The sequence below is a fragment of the Cupriavidus sp. CP313 genome (assembly GCF_054072015.1).
Genome location: NZ_JBSVZB010000014.1, coordinates 121,387 through 138,966, shown reverse-complemented (window position 1 = coordinate 138,966; position 17,580 = coordinate 121,387). Strand labels below are relative to the sequence as shown.

17 protein-coding genes are annotated in these 17,580 nt (G+C 67.3%); 9 read left to right on the top strand and 8 right to left on the bottom strand.

The window, feature by feature from the left end; translation table 11 throughout:
• Positions 1-6: 6 nt before the first annotated feature.
• A complete protein-coding gene (locus ACW4E8_RS19930; protein WP_456806100.1) occupies positions 7-909 on the bottom strand; it encodes an HpcH/HpaI aldolase/citrate lyase family protein in 903 nt (300 codons plus the stop codon).
• Between the two features lie 225 nt (positions 910-1,134).
• On the opposite strand from ACW4E8_RS19930, the gene ACW4E8_RS19925 reads away from it, so the two are divergent.
• The 7 genes from ACW4E8_RS19925 (at position 1,135) to ACW4E8_RS19895 (ending at position 8,066) form a co-directional block, all read left to right on the top strand.
• Positions 1,135-2,499: an MmgE/PrpD family protein gene (locus ACW4E8_RS19925; protein WP_456806099.1), complete on the top strand. Its 1,365-nt coding sequence runs from the start codon at positions 1,135-1,137 to the stop codon at positions 2,497-2,499.
• Positions 2,496-2,999, top strand: coding sequence for a MaoC family dehydratase (locus tag ACW4E8_RS19920; RefSeq protein WP_456806098.1), 504 nt, complete (start codon positions 2,496-2,498; stop codon positions 2,997-2,999). Before ACW4E8_RS19925 ends, ACW4E8_RS19920 begins: the two co-directional genes overlap by 4 nt.
• A 24-nt stretch (positions 3,000-3,023) precedes the next feature.
• Positions 3,024-4,262 (top strand): acyl-CoA dehydrogenase family protein, encoded by a 1,239-nt coding sequence (locus tag ACW4E8_RS19915; RefSeq protein WP_456806097.1) that lies wholly within the window; start codon positions 3,024-3,026, stop codon positions 4,260-4,262.
• Positions 4,259-4,753 carry a MaoC family dehydratase gene (locus ACW4E8_RS19910; protein ID WP_456806096.1) on the top strand — a complete coding sequence of 165 codons (495 nt, stop codon included), beginning with the start codon at positions 4,259-4,261 and terminating at the stop codon, positions 4,751-4,753. Before ACW4E8_RS19915 ends, ACW4E8_RS19910 begins: the two co-directional genes overlap by 4 nt.
• Positions 4,750-5,991, top strand: a complete 1,242-nt coding sequence (locus tag ACW4E8_RS19905; RefSeq protein WP_456806095.1) for a CaiB/BaiF CoA transferase family protein — start codon at positions 4,750-4,752, stop codon at positions 5,989-5,991. Before ACW4E8_RS19910 ends, ACW4E8_RS19905 begins: the two co-directional genes overlap by 4 nt.
• Before the next feature lie 31 nt (positions 5,992-6,022).
• A complete protein-coding gene (locus ACW4E8_RS19900) occupies positions 6,023-6,934 on the top strand; it encodes an HpcH/HpaI aldolase/citrate lyase family protein (protein WP_456806094.1) in 912 nt (303 codons plus the stop codon).
• A 109-nt stretch (positions 6,935-7,043) separates the two neighbouring features.
• The gene (locus ACW4E8_RS19895; RefSeq protein ID WP_456806093.1) at positions 7,044-8,066 is read left to right on the top strand and encodes a Bug family tripartite tricarboxylate transporter substrate binding protein; all 1,023 of its coding nucleotides are present in this window, start codon (positions 7,044-7,046) and stop codon (positions 8,064-8,066) included.
• Between the two features lie 63 nt (positions 8,067-8,129).
• Here ACW4E8_RS19895 and ACW4E8_RS19890 read toward each other — a convergent pair whose 3' ends face one another.
• The 7 genes from ACW4E8_RS19890 to ACW4E8_RS19860 all read right to left on the bottom strand — a co-directional run bounded on the left by ACW4E8_RS19890 (position 8,130) and on the right by ACW4E8_RS19860 (position 14,556).
• The gene (locus ACW4E8_RS19890) at positions 8,130-9,281 is read right to left on the bottom strand and encodes a porin (RefSeq protein ID WP_456806092.1); all 1,152 of its coding nucleotides are present in this window, start codon (positions 9,279-9,281) and stop codon (positions 8,130-8,132) included.
• 76 nt (positions 9,282-9,357) lie between these two features.
• Positions 9,358-10,326: a Bug family tripartite tricarboxylate transporter substrate binding protein gene (locus tag ACW4E8_RS19885; protein ID WP_456806091.1), complete on the bottom strand. Its 969-nt coding sequence runs from the start codon at positions 10,324-10,326 to the stop codon at positions 9,358-9,360.
• A gap of 58 nt (positions 10,327-10,384) precedes the next feature.
• Positions 10,385-11,209: an SDR family NAD(P)-dependent oxidoreductase gene (locus tag ACW4E8_RS19880; protein WP_456806090.1), complete on the bottom strand. Its 825-nt coding sequence runs from the start codon at positions 11,207-11,209 to the stop codon at positions 10,385-10,387.
• Between the two features lie 26 nt (positions 11,210-11,235).
• The gene (locus ACW4E8_RS19875; RefSeq protein ID WP_456806089.1) at positions 11,236-11,652 is read right to left on the bottom strand and encodes a MaoC family dehydratase; all 417 of its coding nucleotides are present in this window, start codon (positions 11,650-11,652) and stop codon (positions 11,236-11,238) included.
• Between the two features lie 16 nt (positions 11,653-11,668).
• Positions 11,669-12,106 carry a MaoC family dehydratase N-terminal domain-containing protein gene (locus ACW4E8_RS19870; protein ID WP_456806088.1) on the bottom strand — a complete coding sequence of 146 codons (438 nt, stop codon included), beginning with the start codon at positions 12,104-12,106 and terminating at the stop codon, positions 11,669-11,671.
• A gap of 41 nt (positions 12,107-12,147) precedes the next feature.
• Positions 12,148-13,332, bottom strand: a complete 1,185-nt coding sequence (locus ACW4E8_RS19865) for a lipid-transfer protein (protein WP_456806087.1) — start codon at positions 13,330-13,332, stop codon at positions 12,148-12,150.
• Positions 13,333-13,416: 84 nt separating this feature from the next.
• Entirely contained in the window at positions 13,417-14,556 is a 1,140-nt protein-coding gene (locus ACW4E8_RS19860; protein WP_456806086.1) for an acyl-CoA dehydrogenase family protein, read from the bottom strand.
• A 290-nt stretch (positions 14,557-14,846) separates the two neighbouring features.
• On the opposite strand from ACW4E8_RS19860, the gene ACW4E8_RS19855 reads away from it, so the two are divergent.
• Positions 14,847-16,559, top strand: coding sequence for a long-chain fatty acid--CoA ligase (locus ACW4E8_RS19855; protein ID WP_456806085.1), 1,713 nt, complete (start codon positions 14,847-14,849; stop codon positions 16,557-16,559).
• A 118-nt stretch (positions 16,560-16,677) separates the two neighbouring features.
• On the top strand, positions 16,678-17,577 hold the full coding sequence (locus tag ACW4E8_RS19850) for an SDR family oxidoreductase (protein ID WP_456806155.1): 900 nt from the start codon (positions 16,678-16,680) through the stop codon (positions 17,575-17,577).
• The last annotated feature ends 3 nt before the right edge of the window (positions 17,578-17,580 follow it).

Genomic DNA, 17,580 nt, shown 5'->3' with positions numbered 1-17,580 from the left:
CGTGGCCTATGCGGCGCGCGATGCGTTGCGCGCCTGGATGGCGTCGTGCAGTGCCAGCAGGCGCGTGGCCTGCTCCAAGTGCAGCCGCTCTACCATGCGGCCGTTCAGGTTGATCACACCCGCGCCGGCATGCTCCGGTGCTGCAAAGGCGCCCACGATCTGCCTCGCAGCTTCCACCGCGAGCGCCGACGGCGCGAAGGCCTGGTTGGCCGGTTCCACCTGCGACGGGTGAATCAGCGTCTTGCCGTCAAACGCCATCTTCACGGACTGTTCCACTTCCCGGCCGAAACCCGCCTGGTCGGCGAAGTCGTTCCACACGCCATCCAGCACGGCGACGCCGTGGCGCCTGGCCGCCAGCACGACCGACATCAGCCACGGCAGCAGGTACTGGCGCTGGTCGCCCGGAAAGACGCCGGTCTCCTTGGCAAGGTCGTTGGTGCCGATCACCAGGCAATCCAGTGCAGGCTTCGCCGCACGGCCGGCGCAGAGGATGTCGTCGATATGATGGATCGCGTCGGCCGTTTCGATCATGGCCCACAGGCCGCAAGCGCGCGTCCAGGTGTGCGCGCTGCACGCCGTGCGCAGGCGTTCCATGTCTGCACCGCGGTTGACCTTGGGCAGCAACACGGCATCCGGGCCGCAACGGGCGGCGACTTCCAGGTCGGATGCGAACTCGCGGGTGCCAAGGGCGTTGAGGCGAATCACGGCCTCCTGGCCCGCGAACGCCCCGGCGGCGAACGCTTCGATCAGGTTGCGCCTGGCCGCGTCTTTCATGGCCGGTGCCACCGCCTCCTCCAGGTCGAACACGATGGCGTCGCACGGCAGGCTGCGCGCCTTGCCGAGGGCGCGCGCATTGCTCGCCGGCACGTAGAGGACGGAACGGCGTGGGGGTCTCTGCTTTTCTGTCATGGCATCTGATGGATAGGTGGGGGTATCTGGCGCGGGATGCCCGGCATGCCGGTAGCGCAGCGCACGTCAGCAGTCTCCGCTGTCCGCGCCCTGGTTTAAATCACGTACGTGATGGATCCGCCGTGTCCGGAATAATCACATATGTGATGCCATGGCCCGGAAGCCTGCCCGATACTTGGTTCACAGGAACCGAGGACCGCCGGGGAAAGCCAGGCGGAAAACCGAGTGGAAAACAGGAATCAGGGTGGGAGTGAGGCCGCCGGCTTCACGCAAATGCTGGCGCAGTGGATCAGCGCGGTGGACGACGAAGCCATCGGTCCCGATGCCTTCATCTGGGCCAGGCACGTCATGCTCGACTGGATTTCAGTCAGCCTGGCCGCCGCCAACGAGCCGCTGGTGGAGATGCTGGCGGCGGAGTATGCCGGCTCGCGCGACTTGCCCTGCAGCCTGCTGGGCAGGACTGCGCGCGCGAACCCGCTCGAGGCCGCGTTGATCAACGGCGCGGCGGGCCATGCGCTGGATTTCGATGATGTCGCCTCGTCCATGTACGGGCACCCGACGGTGCCGGTGGCGCCGGCTGCGCTGGCCCAGAGCCAGGTGCAGAACGCCAGCGGACGGGCGCTGCTGCGCGCGCTGATCGTCGGCCATGAGATTGAAAGCCGGGTCGGCGAAGTGCTTGGCGCCAGCCACTACCAGCAGGGATTCCACGTCACCGGCACCGTCGGCACGCTCGGCGCCGCCGCGGCGTGTGCGGCGCTGCGCCAGCTTGACGCCACCGCGACCTCGCATGCACTGGGTCTTGCGGCCACGCAGGCGGCCGGCCTGAAATGCATGTTCGGCACCATGGCCAAGCCGCTGCACGCCGGCAAGGCGGCCATGAACGGGCTGATGGCGGCCCAGCTTGCGGCGCGCGGCTTCACGGCGCACGCGGACGCCATCGAGTGCGAGCAAGGCTTTGCGCGCACGCAGGCCCCGGCGCCCAATGCATTTCCCACGACGCTGGACACCGGGCGCGGCATGGCGATCGAGCGCACCCTCTTCAAATATCACGCCTCCTGCTATCTCACGCATTCGACCATCGAGGCGATCGGCCAGGCCCGCCGCAATCACGGCGTGGGCCTGGATGACATGGAGTCGGTGACCATCGTCGTGTCGGGCCAGCACCGCGGGGTCTGCGACAACCCGAACCCGCAAACCGGCCTGGCGGTGAAGTTTGCCGTGCAGCACCTTGCCGCGCTCGCGCTCGACGGTGCAGCGACCTCATCGCTTGCACTCTATGCCGACAGCACCGCGCTGGACCCGCGCTACGTGCGTGCGCGCCAGCGCATCGCGCTGGTGGTCGAACCGGGCGGGGACCGCAATGCCGCCACGGTGACCATCCGCACCCGTGACGGGCGCGAGCTTAGCGAGCAGGCCAATGTGGCCATCCCGGCCACGGATCTCGGCGCGCAATGGGAGCGGCTGGTGGCCAAGTCGCGCGCCATCGTCACGCCGGTGATCGGGCCGGGCCGTTTCGGAAAACTCATGGCGGCGGTGGAAGCGCTGGACCGTTCGCCCTCCGTCAATTCCTTGTTCGAGGCAATGCAATGACATCAGATGCCATGACCGTTGCCCGGCTCAAGTCCGAGGCAAAGCTGCGCGCGCGCGGCCACCGCTTCGAGGATTTCGAGGCGGGGCAGTCGTACACCCACCACTGGGGACGCACCGTGACCGCGGCGGACAACACGCTGTTCTGCGTGCTCACGCTGCACTACAACCCGCAGTACACCAACGCCGCGCTGGCCACGGCGCAGGGGCACCCGGACACGCCGGTCAATCCACTGCTGGTCTTCAACACGGTCTTCGGACTGTCGGTCGAGGACCTGTCGGAAGGCGGCGGCCCGTTCCTCGGCGTGGATGAGCTGACCTACCTGAAGCCCGTCTATCCGGGCGACACGCTGTACGCAAGCTCGGTCGTGGTGTCGGCCAGGCCGGCCACCAACCGGGCCGGCTACGGCATCGTCACGTGGCACACGCGCGGCACCAACCAGCAGGGCGACGAGGTGATCACGTTCAAGCGCTCGAACCTGGTCAGGACCAGGAACCAGTAACAGAGACCAAACAAGGGGACAAGCATGTCGCAAGACGGACTGGGTTACATGACGGAGCAGCGGCGCATGATTCGCGACGCCGCGCGCGAGTTCACGATGAAGGAAGTGCTGCCGGTCGCCAACGCGCTCGATGGCCCGGACGGCGAGATCCCGATGGCGCTGCGCGAGAAGCTGGCCGAGATGGGCTACTTCGGCATCACCATCCCCGAGGCCTACGGCGGACTCGGGCTGGGCATCTTCGAGTACTGCCTGATCTGCGAGCAGCTCTCGCGCGGCTGGATGTCGGTGGCGTCGATCGTGGCGCGTGCGCAGGGCGGGTGGATCCAGAAGTCCATGCCCGAGGAGATGCGCAGGGAGTACCTGCCACGGGTGGTGCGCGGCGAGTTTCTCGGCGCCAGCGCGCTGTCCGAGCCCGATACCGGATCGGACCTGGCGTCGATCTCGTGCCGCGCCGTGCTGGAAGGCGATGAATGGGTGCTGACCGGCAACAAGTACTGGTGCACGTTTGCCGACGGCGCGGACTACCTGACCGTATTCGCGCGCACCTCGGCGCCGCCCAGCCCTGAGAAGCGGTGGCAGGGGATATCGAGCTTCCTGATCGAGAAGGAGCGGGGCAAGTTTCCGCCCGGGATGATCGGCAAGCCGATTCCCAAGATCGGCTACTTCGGCTGGAAGACCTTTGAGCTGGCGCTGGACGGCGTGCGAGTGCCGAAGCGCAACCTGATGGGCGAAGAGGGCAAGGCCTTCTTGCTGATGAGCAAGGGACTGGAAGGTGCACGCGCACACACTGCGGCCCGCGCCATCGGCCTGGCACAGGGCGCGCTGGAAGACGCGATTGCCTATGCCACGGAGCGCAAGCAGTTCGGCATGCCGATCGCCGAGTACCAGGCCATCCGCTTCAAGATCGCGACCATGGCCACCGAGATCGAGGCGGCACGGCAGTTGCTCTACTACGTCTGCAACGAGATCGACAGCGGCCGGCGCTGCGACAAGGAAGCGTCGATGGTCAAGTACTTTGCCTCGGAGATGGCCGAGCGCGTGACCTCCACCGCGCTGCAGATCTTCGGCGGGGCGGGCTACACCACCCTGTTCCCGATTGAACGCTACTGGCGCGATGCGCGGCTGACCAAGATCTTCGAAGGCACTTCCGAGATCCAGCAGCGTGTCATTGCCACCAGCCTGCTGGGCCGCTCCGAAGTCGAAGCGATGATCGCGGAACGCGCCTTTGCCGGCCAGGCGGGCAAGCAACGGGAGGCGGCATGACTACCGACATCGCCACGCTGACCAGCCCGGACGGGTACTTCGAGGACTTCGAGGTCGGCATGCTGATCCGCCATGCGCGCGGCAAGACCGTGACGGAAATGGACAACGTGCTGATCACCAACATGGTGATGAACACCGCGGAGGGCCATTTCAACGAGGACGTGATGCGCCAGAGCCCGGGCGGCATCTTCTCTCAACGCGTGGTCTTTGGCGGCATCAACCTGTCGATGGTGCTCGGGCTGGCCGCGCAGGACACGGCCGAGCAGTGCCTGCGCGAGCTGACGCTGGACAAGATCCGGCTGTCGCATCCCGTCTTCCACGGCGACACGCTCTACGCCTATACCGAGGTGCTGGAGAAGCGCGACGCCGAACAGGACGACGCCGGCATCGTCTGCTTCCGGCACTATGGCCTGAACCAGGACGACAAGCTGTGCGTGCAGGCCGAGCGCACCGCGCTGATCCGCCGCCGGCCGAAGCGGAGCGCGCCATGAGTTCCACGGAACGCGTGGCGGGTGCGCTCGACGGCCTGGTCGTGCTGGACCTCACGCAGATGCTGGCCGGGCCCTATACGTCGATGATGCTGGCGGACCAGGGCGCGCGCGTCATCAAGGTCGAACCGCCGGGCGGCGACCAGACGCGGCGCACCGGGCCGCACCTGGATGGCTCGGTGAAGATGGCGGAGGGCGGCTTTGGCAGCTACTTCGGCTCGATCAACCGCAACAAGGAGTCGGTGGTCCTGGACCTGAAGCAGCCCGCCGGCCGCGCCGTGCTGCTGCGCCTGGTGCAGGGCGCGGATGTGCTGGTGGAGAACTACCGCGCCGGCGTCATGGACCGGCTCGGCCTGGGCTACGAGACCCTGGCGGCCGAGAACCCCAGGCTGGTGTACGCGGCGCTGCGGGGGTTTGGCGATCCGCGCAGCGGCGAGAGCCCCTATGCGTCGTGGCCCGCTTATGACCCGGTCGCGCAGGCGATGGGCGGCATCATGGGCATCACCGGCGGCAGCCGGGGCGGCCCCCCGACCAAGATCGGGCCGGGCGTGGGCGACATCGTGCCGGCCATGTTCCTGGCCTATGGCGTCGCGGCCGCGTGCTGGCAGGCGCAGCGCACCGGCCGCGGGCAGTTTGTCGACGTGGCCATGGTCGATGCGATCCTGGCCGTTTGCGAGCGGGTGGTGTTCCAGTACAGCGCCACGGCGCAGGTGCCGGGCACCGAAGGCAACGGCCATCCGTTGCTGTGCCCGTTCGGCCTGTTCCCGGCCCGCGACGGCTTTGTCAGCCTGGGGGTGCCCAACGACCGCTTCTGGCGCTTGCTGGTGGCGCAGATGGGCGACCCGGTACTGGCGGCCGATCCGCGTTTTGCCACCAACGAGGCACGGGTCGCGCATCGCGAAGAAGTCGAAGCCGCAGTCGGTGCCTGGACCGCACGTCATACCAAGCGCGAGCTTGCCGGGATGCTCGGCGGCGAGATCCCGTTCGGCCCGGTCTTTGGCGCCAACGAGATCTTCAGCGACACGCACTTCCGTGTCAGGGAAATGCTGGTCGATGTCGACCAGCCGGGCGCCGCCCGCCCCCTGACGATCGCCGGCAGCCCGGTGCGCATGAGCGACACCCCGGGCGGCGTGCGGCGCCGCGCGCCGATGACCGGCGAGCATACCGACAGCACGCTTGCCGATTTCGGCTTTGACGAGCGCGAGATCGCGGCGCTGCGCACCGATTGCGTCATTCAGTAAGTACACCCAATCCCAGGAGGAGATCCAGATCATGCAAGAACGAGTGAAGAGACTGCGACGCTGCCAGCTTTCCGTGCCCGGCTCCAGCGAGAAGATGATGGCGAAGGCCGCGGCCATGGACGTGGACTTCGTGTTCCTCGACCTGGAGGATGCCGTCGCCCCGGCCGAGAAGCGCCCTGCGCGGCGCAAGATCATCGAAGCCCTGAACGGGCACGACTGGGGCAAGACCACGCGATGCGTGCGCATCAACGACCTGACTACCGAATACGCCTACGAAGACATCATCGAAGTGGTCGAAGGCGCCGGCGCCAATCTGGACGTCATCATGCTGCCCAAGGCCATGAGTGCCGCCGACGTGCTGTTTGTCGACAAGCTGCTGGGCATGATGGAGAAGAAGCTTGGCTTGGGCCGCCGCATCGGCATCGACGTGCTGATCGAGGAGGTGGAGGCGATGATGCATGTCGAGGAGATCGCCGCGTCCACGCCGCGGCTGGAATGCCTGATTTTCGGCATGGGCGATTACTCCGCGAGCCAGGGGGTTTCGATCCGCGACATCGGTGGAACGGGTGGCTATCCGGGCGACATCTGGAACTACCAGCGCCACCGGCTGACCATTGCCGCGCGGGCCAACCGGCTCGATGCCGTGGATGGGCCGTTCGCGGACTTCCGCAATCCGCAGGCGTATGCGGAAGAAGCCCGTCGCGCGATGATCCTGGGCATGGTGGGCAAATGGGCGATCCATCCGGCGCAGGTGGAACTTGCGCAGCAGACCTTCTCGCCGGCCGCGGCTGACGTCGCGCAGGCGCGCGAGATGATCCGTGCCTACGACGAAGCCCTGGCGCAGGGTCTCGGAGCCGTCCAGTACAACGGCAAGATGATCGACATCGCCTCGGTCCGCATTGTCCGGAACCTGGTCGAGCGCGCCACGCAGATCGGCATGTAAGACGTTGGAAGGCGGGCAATGCCGCAGCGGGACAACTGCCCGGCACACCTCTCACAAGCGCGCCCGCCGCTGCAATCCACAGGGCGCCGACACGGCTGGAGACGCCATCATGGATACACCGCAGCAATCCCCCATCGCTCACATCGACCCACGGCGCCGCCGCCTGCTGGCGGCCGGCGCCGGCCTTGCCGTGCTGCCCTGGCTGCCCGGCGCGGCGCGTGCGTCAGCATGGCCTGACCGCCCGATCCGCATCGTCGCGGCGCAGGCGCCCGGCTCTTCCAATGACTCCACCGCGCGTGCCCTGGCCGAGTACTTCGCCAACAAACTGAACGTCTCGGTGGTGGTGGAGAACAAGCCCGGCGGGGTCGGCATGATCGCGGCCGAAGCCGTGGCCCGTTCCGCGCCCGACGGCTATACGCTGCTGTTCACCCTGCAGAGCCAGCTGGCCCAGGCGCCGGTCCTGCTCAAGAAGCCCCCCATTTCGCCGTCCCGGGACCTGGTGCCGATCGCGGCGACCAGTACCGGCGTCGGCGTGATGGTGGCCACCAAGGGCCTGCCCGCGCGCAACTTCAAGGAACTGCTGGCGCTGGCGCGCAAGCGGCCGGTCAGCGTGGGCAACTACGGCATCGGGTCTGGCTGGCAGCTGATGGTGACGCAGCTGGCCCGGGACACCGGCGCGCAGTTCGACATCATCAACTACAAGGGCACCGGTGCCATGGTCGGCGACCTGCTGGCCGGCCATATCGATATCGGGGCGGGGTCCCTGCTGGGGCTGGCGGGCGGCATTGCCAGCGGCGGGATGCGGCCGCTGCTGGTGATCAATGGCGTGCGGTCGGCCAAGCTGCCCGGCATCCCGACCTGGGCGGAAGAAGGCATCAAGGGCCCGGCCTTCGAAAACCTGACTGAGTGCAATATGCTGCTCGGCCCCGCCGGCCTGCCTGCGCCGATCGTCTCGCGGCTGGCCATGCTGGTGACGGATTCGGTGTCCCAGTCGGAACGGGTGCGGACGGTGCGCGAACAGCTGGGCAGCGAAGACGTGCCGTTGACGGGCGCCGCCCTGCAGAGTTTCATCAATCGGACCTGGCCCACGTTTCAGGCCATGACCCGTTCGATCGGGCTGACGGTGGAGTGAACTGCCGTAGTCGACTGGCGTGACGGAGACATGCAAGCGTGCTCCGTCACGCCGCACCGATCGTCAGAAGATATGCCGGATGCCCAGCGCCGCGCCGATCTGGCGATCCTTCCCCGCACCAAGGTAGTAGCCGGTGCCCAGGCCGCCCACCGAGGTGTCGAAGTTGAGCCCGGCGTTCTTCGAGAACGCGGTGGTGAGGTAGAGGCTGGTTCGCTTCGACAGGAAGTACTTGGTGACGAACAGGACTTGCCACGGATTGCTGATGTTGCCCAGCCGGCTGCCGTTCACCGGATTGGTGACCTGGGTGACATCGTCATAGTAGTAGGCCAGCGTCGATTCGATGGCCGCATTGAACTTGTAGCTGCCGCCGATCCAGTAGTAGTTGTCGCGCAGCGTCTCGACGTCCGCTGCGTTGGTGGTGCGGCCCCAGCGGTAGCCTGCCACCAGCTTGACCTTGCCGGCGGCGTACATGGCCGCGGCGCTGGCGCGCTGGTTCTTGCCGGGAGCGCCCAGCGCCGTGGCGGCCGGGCGGACCTCGTCATAGCCCAGCGCCACGCCGAACGGGCCGGTCACATAGCTGGTCGCGGCGCCCCAGGCCGTTCCCGAGCGGAAGTTGCCGGGCACCTCGCCGGCGCTTCCGGTGGTGGCCGTATCTGCGCCGGTAGACCAGTGCGTGACCGCGGTCAGCGGCCCGAACTTGCCGGTGTACTTGAGCATGTTGTCTTCGCGGTAGAAGCGGCCGAGGAATGCCACCACCGGCTCATACTGCGGCTGGTAGGCAGCAGCCTGGAAGTTGGCGAAGACATCGAACAGGGACGTGTACTGCCGCCCGAAGCTGACCTTGCCGTAGGCGCCGTCCAGGCCCACGTAGGCCTGGCGGCCGAACATGCGGCCAGCATTGGCGATCTTGCCGTCATCGGCAGCGAAGCCGCTTTCCAGCACGAACACGGCGTCAAGCCCGCCGCCGAGCGGCTCCACCCCGCGCAGGCCCCAGCGCGAGCCGCCGGCGCCGCCCGACAGCATCGCAAAGCGGTGCGTGGGCGCACCGGGCGGGACGGTGGCGCCGGTGGAGGACATGTTGTTGACGTACTCCATGTTCACGTCCACCACGCCATAGAGCGTGACAGACGACTGCGCGCATGCGGTGCCGGTGGCCATGACCCCGGCGACGGCGAGCGCGCAGGGGTGCGCCTTGATGCGATCTGCAAACTTCACTATGTCTCCTCTTTTTTTGTTCTGACTGATGAAGGCCATGCTGGCTGGCATGCGCCGGCCAACTGGCCGGGTTGCCTTACTCCGCCTTCACACCAGAGGTCTCGATCAGGTGCCTGACTACGGGTTCGGTCTTTTCGAATTCCTGCCGGAACTGCGCGGAGGTGCCGCCGACCGGCTCCGACGAAGAAAGCTGGAGACGTTTCGTCATCGGCGCCGAGTAGGCCGCTGCGCGCGCCTCCTGCTCCAGCCGGCCGACCACGGCTGCCGGCGTACCGGAGCGGACCAGCAGCCCGATCCACCCTGCGGGGCGGTAGGCGGGATCGTCCAGTCCGGCCTCGGCCATGGTGGGAACATCGGGCATGGCCTGCGCGCGGCGGTCTCCGAACACGGCCAGCGGACGTATCCGCCCGCTCTCGATCTGCGGCTTGAGCGTGCCGAGCGAGATCACGCCCCAGGCGATATTGCCGGCGAGCACGTCCTGGGCCACCTGAGCCTCACCCTTGTAGGCAACGTGGACCATGTCGAGCCCGCGCGTCTTGTTGAGCTGGACGCCCACCAGGTGCCCGAAGGTGCCGACACCATAGGAGCCGTAGCTGACCTTGCCCTTGTTCTGCGCCGCCCACGCCAGGAACTCCTTCATGTTCCTGGCCGGCACGTCCCGGCTGACGGCCAGCATGACCGGCCCGACCGCAACCTGCGACACGAAGGCCAGGTCGCGGCGCACGTCATAGGGCACCTTCGGCGACAGATGGGGGGTGTTGATGATCGGCGCGGCATGCGTCACCAGCACGGTGTAGCCATCGGGGGCGGCGCGGGTGACGGTCTGCACGGCCAGGATCCCGGCTGCGCCGGGCTTGTTGTCGACAACGATGGGCTGTCCCAGCCGCTTGCCCATCTCCTCGGCAAGGGTGCGGGAAAGGCTGTCCAGCGCGCCGCCCGGCGGCGCCGGGACGACGAAGGTAATGGGCCGCGCCGGGTATGCCTGGGCGAAACACGAGGCATGGACGGCGAGTGCGGCGACGGCAATCAGGCTTCGGGTAAGCATGAAGATGGCCTCTACTGGTATGGGGCGGTGCGCCCGGCCGGCGGGCCGGGCGGCCTGCTTATTGCGGCGCGCCGGACACGGCGATGATCTGGCCGGTGATGTAGTTCGACTCGGGCGAGCAGAACAGGTAGACCCCACCGGCGGCTTCGGCGGTGGTGCCGCCGCGTCCGAGCGGATTGCGCTGGGCCACGGTCTTGAGCCGCTCCGGGTTCAGGCCGACGCGGATATCGCGGCCTTCGATGTTGATGGTAGCGCCGGCGTGCGCGTCGGCGGCCGTCATGCGGGTATGGATCAGGCCGAATGCGACGCAGTTGACATTGACATTGAAGCGGCCCCACTCGCGGCTCAGCGCGCGCGTCATGCCGATCACGCCGGCTTTCGCCGACGAGTAGTTCACCTGGCCGGCATTGCCGTTCAGCCCCGAGGTGGACGAGATATTGACGATCTTGCGATACACCTCGCGCCCGGCCTCAACATCCGCCTGGTGCAGCGCCTTGATATGTGGGTGGGCGGCGCGCAGGATGCGGAACGGCGCGGTCATATGGCAATCGACGATGGCGTGCCACTGCTCGTCGGTCATCTTGTGGATGACATCGTCCCAGGTATAGCCGGCGTTGTTGACGATGATGTCGATGCCCTCGAAGGTGCGCATCGCCGTGCCGATGAAGCGCTCGGCGAAGTCGGGCGCGGTCACGTTGCCGACGCAGGCAACGGCCTCGGTCCCTTCCTTTCTCAGCAGTTCCACCGTCTCATGCGCCGGTTCGGCATCGAGGTCGTTGATGACCAGCCGTGCGCCTTCGCTGGCGAGTTTCATTGCAATGGCCTGGCCGATGCCGCGGCCCGAGCCGGTTACCAGGGCAACCTTGCCGTCAAGCTTTCCCATGTCTTCCTCCGTGGATGTAATTGGATTCAAAACGCGACCACAGCGTCCCCAAGGACCCGGGTTTCGCCATACTGGTTCGCGCTCAGGACTTCCAGGGCGACGCGCTGCTCGCCGTCCTGCTCATACTTGCGGACGACGCGCCCGCTGCAGGTGATCTGGTGCCCGAGATGCGTGATGCCGGCAAAGCGCACGCCGAACTGGCGCAACTGCCGCTGGTCGACCCACTGGGTCAGTAGGCGGCCCAGCCAGGCCATCGACAGCATGCCGTGCGCGAACACATCGGGCATGCCCGCGCGGCGCGCGTAGTCCAGGTCGATATGGATCGCGTTATGGTCACCGGAGGCGCCGGCGAACAGGGCGAGCGTGGTGCGGTTGACCGGTGCCAGCGTCAGGGCCGGCAGGGTCTGGCCAACCTCGATGTCGTTGAAGTTCAGTGGGTGCATGCTTGTTCTCTCTTGCTCAGTTGCGATGCACCAGCACGCCGCGCAGGTCCGCGACGTGCTCGCCACGCTGGTTGGTCACGCGCGTCTCGCGCACCACGAAATCCAGCGCGCCGTTCTTGCGCGCATAGATATCGGCGATGCGGCTTTCGAAGCGCAGCACGTCGCCGGCATAGGCCATGCGGTGGTAGGTGAAGGATTGCTCGCCGTGCAGCACCCGCGCCGGCTGGATCCCGATCTCGGCACGCCAGCTCCGCGCCGGTTGCTGGATCTCGAGCGAGAACAGGAAGGTGGGCGGCAGCGGGATGCCGGGGTGTCCGGCGGCAAGCGCCGCGGCTTCGTCGAAGTAGACGGGGTTGCTTTCGCCGGTCGCCTTGGCGAAGAAGCGCAGCTGCCCCGCCTCCGCCGTGGCCTGGAACGCGGGAAGCTCCATGCCAATGTATTTCTTGTCGATCATGTCTGTGTCCGGTGTGTATGCCGTCAGGCGCTGGCCCAGGCTCAGGCCGCCTGGTAGATGGTCACCACGCACGCGCCGCCCAGGCCGACGTTGTGCGCCAGCGCAACCCTGGCGCCGTCGACCTGGCGCTGCGCCGCGGTGCCGCGCAACTGCTGGGTCAGCTCGTAGCACTGGGCAAGGCCGGTCGCGCCAAGCGGATGTCCTTTGGACAGCAGGCCGCCCGAAGGGTTGACCACCCACTTGCCGCCATAGGTGTTGTCGCCATCGTTGACCAGCTTCTCGGCGCCGCCTTCGTCGCACAGGCCCAGGCCCTCGTAGCTCAGCAACTCGTTCTGGGCGAAGCAGTCGTGCAGCTCGATCACATCCACGTCGGCGGGGCCGACGCCCGCCTGCTTATAGGCCTGGGCCGCCGCCGCGCGGGTCATGTCGAAGCCCACCACGCGGATCATGTCCCGGGTCTCAAAGCTGCTCGGCGTGTCGGTGGTGACGGACTGACCGGCAATCAGCACGTCGGTGCGCAGCCCGTGCTTGCGCGCGAAGCGCTCGGACACCACGATCGCCGCGGCGGCGCCGCAGGTGGGCGGGCAGGCCATCAGGCGGGTCATCACGCCATCCCACAGCATCGGCGCGGCCATCACATCCTCGGTGGTGAGCACGTTGCGGAACACGGCCAGCGGGTTGTTGGCGGCGTGGCGGCTCGCCTTGGCACGGATGCTGGCGAAGGTCTCGAGCCGGGTGCCGTACTTCTGCATATGGGCCTGGCCGGCGCCGGCAAACTGGCGGATGGCGCCGGGCAGGTCAGGGCGGCCGATCAGCTCATTGGAAAGCTTGCCGGCGCGCTCGGTGGCGCGGGGGCGGTCGGTCCAGACCGACTTCAGCGCGCCCGCGCCCATCTCTTCGAAGCCCACCGCCAGCGCGCAGTCCACGGCGCCGCTCTGCACTGCCTGGCGCGCGAGGAAGAGCGCCGACGAGCCGGTGGCGCAGTTGTTGTTCACGTTCATGACCGGGATGCCGGTCATGCCGACGTGATACAGGGCCTTCTGGCCGCAGGTGGAATCGCCGTATACGTAGCCGGCATAGGCCTGCTGCACCTCGGCGTAGTCCAGGCCGGCATCGGCCAGCGCCTGCCCGACCGCCTGGGCGCCCATCACGTCGTAATGCTCGCTGGTGCCTGGCTTGCGGAACGGGATCATGCCGACGCCGGCAACGAAGACGCGACTTGTCATGTCAGTTTTCCTTCTTGAGATAGAGATGAAGTTCGGGTTTCGACGGGGGCGCCGGCACATGAGCGCACGGCGCGCCAGGTCGCATCAGAGCTTGCGTGAGATCAGGTCGCGCATCACTTCGCTGGTGCCGCCGTAGATCCGCGACACGCGCGAGTCCGCAAACGCGCGGGCCACCGGGTACTCCAGCATGTAGCCGTAGCCGCCATGCAGCTGCACCATCTCGTCGAGCGCCTTGCCCAGCGTCTCGGTGGCGAAGAGCTTGGCGACCGCGGCCTCTTCCAGCGTGAGGCGGCGGCGCATGTGTTCGCCGAGGTAGTGGTCGATCATCAGCCGCACCGCGATCGCCTGCGCCTTGATGTCGGCCAGCTTGAACTTGGTGTTCTGGAAGTCCCATACGGTCTGGTTGAAGGCCTTGCGCTCCTTCACGTACTTCAGCGTGTGCTCCAGGCAGACCTCCAGCTTGGCGGCGGCCGTGACCGCGATGGCAAATCGCTCCTGCGGCAGCTCTCCCATCAGGTAGGAGAAGCCCATGCCTTCCTCGCCGAGACGGTTGGCCACCGGCACGCGCACGTCGTCGAAGAACAGCTCGGAGGTGTCCTGTGCCGCGCACCCGACCTTGTCCAGGTTGCGTCCGCGGCGGAAGCCCGGGCGGTCGCCTTCCACCACGATCAGGCTCACGCCCTTGGCGCCGGCGCCGGGGTCGGTCTTGCAGGCCACGATGATCAGGTCGGCGTTGAGTCCGTTGCTGATAAAGGTCTTGCTGCCGTTGATGACGTATTCGTCGCCTTCGCGTACGGCGGTGGTGCGGATGGCCTTCAGGTCGCTGCCGGTGCCGGGTTCGGTCATGGCAATCGCCAGGATGTATTCGCCGGAGCAGACCTTGGGCAGCCAGCGCTGCTTCTGCTCTTCGTTGCCGATCCGGTTGATGTACGGCGCGATGATGTCCGAGTGGACCCGGAAGCCCGGGCCGCTGACGCCGGTGCGGGCGAACTCCTCGGCAAAGACCGCGGCATGGCCGAAGTCACCGCCGCCGCCGCCGTAGCGGGTCGGCAGGGTGACGCAGAGCAGGCCCTCGCGGCCGGCCTTGAGCCAGGTCTCGCGGTCGACCTTGCCGGCCTTGTCCCATTCGGCCTGCTTGTGTACGCATTCACGCTCCAGGAAGCGGCGTACGGTGGTGCGGTACATCTCGTGATCGTCGCGGAAGATGCTGCGGGTGATTTGCATGGAAGGCTCCGGATAGGATGGGGTCTGTTCCTGTATGGCGTCGGCAGCGGTCAGGCGCTGCATGCTGTCAAAGGTAGCCATCCGGTGCGCGCGTCGAGCCACCCGCGGCGGGTGGCGCCGACCCGATGGCAGGCCAGGCGTGGGGGGCGCTACCCGAGACGGGTGGCGTCTGCGCCCACCGGTGGCTGCTTTACTTCAGTCAAACGACACCGGCGCCCCGGAGCGCAGCAGGCTCCCGCCAGGCCATGGTCCGGAGCGGCGCCGATAACAAGCAGACCAGGAGGTAGACGATGGAGTCAGGTTTCCCGACGAACGCTGGCGTGGTCGAACGGCCGCAGAGCCCGCTCAGGCTCGACAGGCAATATGCCCGCAACGGCGTGCCCGAGTACCTGCACGTGCCGCAGACGACCCTGTTCGACAACCTCGAGATGTCGGCGCGGCGCTTTCCCGACAAGACGGCCATTTATTTCTACAACGCAGCGGTCAGCTATGCCGCCTTGCTGCAGGAAGTGGAGCGCATGGCGGGCTACCTGCAACGCAGTTGCGGCGTGCAGCGCGGCGACCGCGTGTTGCTGTTCAGCCAGAACTGCCCGCAGTTCATTGCCGCCTACTTCGCCATCCTGCGCGCCGACGCGGTGGTGGTGCCGGTCAATGCCATGCTGCGGCGCGAGGAAGTGCGGCATATCGCGACGGACAGCGGCGCGGTGGCGGCCTTCTGTGCGCATGAACTGGCCGGGGAGATCGCACCGCTGGTCGGCGAGACCACGCTCAGGCACCTGATCGTGCACGCCTATGGCGATGCGCTGCCGGACGATGCCGGGGGCTTTAACATTCCCGACGCCGTGCGCGAACGCCTGCCGGCCGCGGGCACCTTGCCCGGCACGCGCTGGCACGACGCGCTGGCGCAGGGGCAAGTGCCGGCCGCGCCGCAGGCGCAGCCGGACGACCTGTGCCTGCTGCCCTATACCTCCGGCACGACCGGGGCGCCGAAAGCTTGCATGCACACCCACCGGACGGTCATGTCTTCGGTGGCGGGTTCGCGCCTGTGGCGGCACATCAACGCCGAATCGACCGCCCTGGCTTCCGCGCCGTTCTTTCACCTGCTCGGACTGCAGGGGAGCATCAACGGCGTGTTCTATGCCGGCGGCACGGTCGTTATCCTGCCCCGCTGGGACAAGGTGACCGCCGCGCAGCTGATCGAACGCTACCGGGTGACGCTGTTCGGCGGGCCGCCGCCGATGATGGTCGACTTCTTCTCGCAACCGGACCTGGCGCAGCGCGACCTGAGCAGCCTGACCCTGGTGGCCGGCGGCGGCGCGGCCATGCCGGAGGGTACGGCCCGGCTGATGCGCGAGCAGTACGGCCTGGAGTACGCGGAGGGCTATGGCCTGACCGAGACTGCGGCGTTCCTGCTGGCCAACCCGCTGCACCGGCTCAAGCCCGGCTGCCTGGGGGTACGCACCTTTGGCGTTGATGCCCGCATTGTCGACCCCGCCACGCTGCAGGAGCTGCCGCAGGGCGAGACCGGCGAGATCGTCGCCCATGGCGCGCAGATCATGCTGGGCTACTGGAACAAGCCGCGCGCCAACGAAGAGAGCTTCGTGGTGATCGACGGCAAGCGCTTCTTCCGCACCGGCGACCTGGCCTATGTCGACGAGGACGGTTACTTCGTCATGCGCGACCGGCTCAAACGCATGATCAACGCCTCCGGCTACAAGGTCTGGCCCGCCGAGGTCGAAGCCATGCTGCACGGCCACCCGGCCATCCGCGAAGCCTGCGTGATCGCCAGCCGCGATGAGCGCCGGGGCGAAACCGTCAAGGCCGTGGTCGTGCTGATGCCGGCCATGCGCGACACCACCGACGCCGACATCCTGGCCTGGTGCCGCGAACGGATGGCCACCTACAAGGCACCGCGCATCGTCGAGATCGTCGACGCGCTGCCGCGCACGGCGACCGGGAAGATCGCGTGGCGCGAGCTGCAGGAGCTGGAGCTGCAGAAATAGCGGCGCCCTGCATCGCCGTGCCTGCGCGATACGCATTCACACGGCAGCCGGTCGCCACGACCCGCCTGCCGGCAATTCATCAATCCATGAGGGAGACATCAAGGTGACCAGCAAGACTATGGAAGGGAAGGTCGTCGTCGTGACGGGCGCAGGCCGCGGCATCGGCCGCGCGATTGCCATGCTGATGGCGGCGCATGGCGCCAGGGTGGTGGTCAATGACGCCGGGGTGTCGGTCAATGGCGAGGCCGGTGCGGAGAACCCCGCCGACGAGGTGGTCGGCCTGATCCGCGAGGCCGGCGGCGAAGCCGTGGCCAACGGCGACAGCGTGGCGCAATCGGACAGTGCCCGGCACATCGTGGAGGCGGCGGTGGACACCTTCGGGCGCATCGATTGCGTCATCAACAACGCCGGCATCCTGCGCGACCGCATCTTCCACCAAATGACCGAGGACGACTGGGAGTCGGTGCTCAAGGTGCACCTGTTCGGCAGCTTCTACATGAGCCGCGCCGCGGCCGACCATTTCAAGGAGCAGAAGGGCGGCAGCTTCGTGCATATGACGTCCACCTCCGGGCTGGTGGGCAACTTCGGCCAGGCCAACTATGCCGCGGCCAAGATGGGAATTTTGGGTTTGTCCAAGTCGATCGCGCTCGACATGGCCCGCTACAACGTGCGCTCGAACTGCATCTCGCCGTTTGCCTGGAGCCGCATGGTCGGCAGCATCCCCAATACCGGCGACCAGGAGAAGCGGCTGGAGAAGGCGCAGAAGCTGTCGCCGGAAACCATCGCCCCGGTGGCGGTGTTCCTGGCCAGCGACGCGGCACGCGACGTGACCGGGCAGATCTTCGCGGTGCGCCGCAATGAAGTGTTCCTGATCAACCATCCCCGGCCGGTGCGCTCCATGCACCGCGGCGAGGGCTGGACGCCGGAGACGCTGGCCGACCACATGCTGCCCGCGCTGAAGGCCTCGTTTGCGCCGCTGGACCGCTCGTCCGACGTTTTCTCCTGGGACCCGGTCTGACCA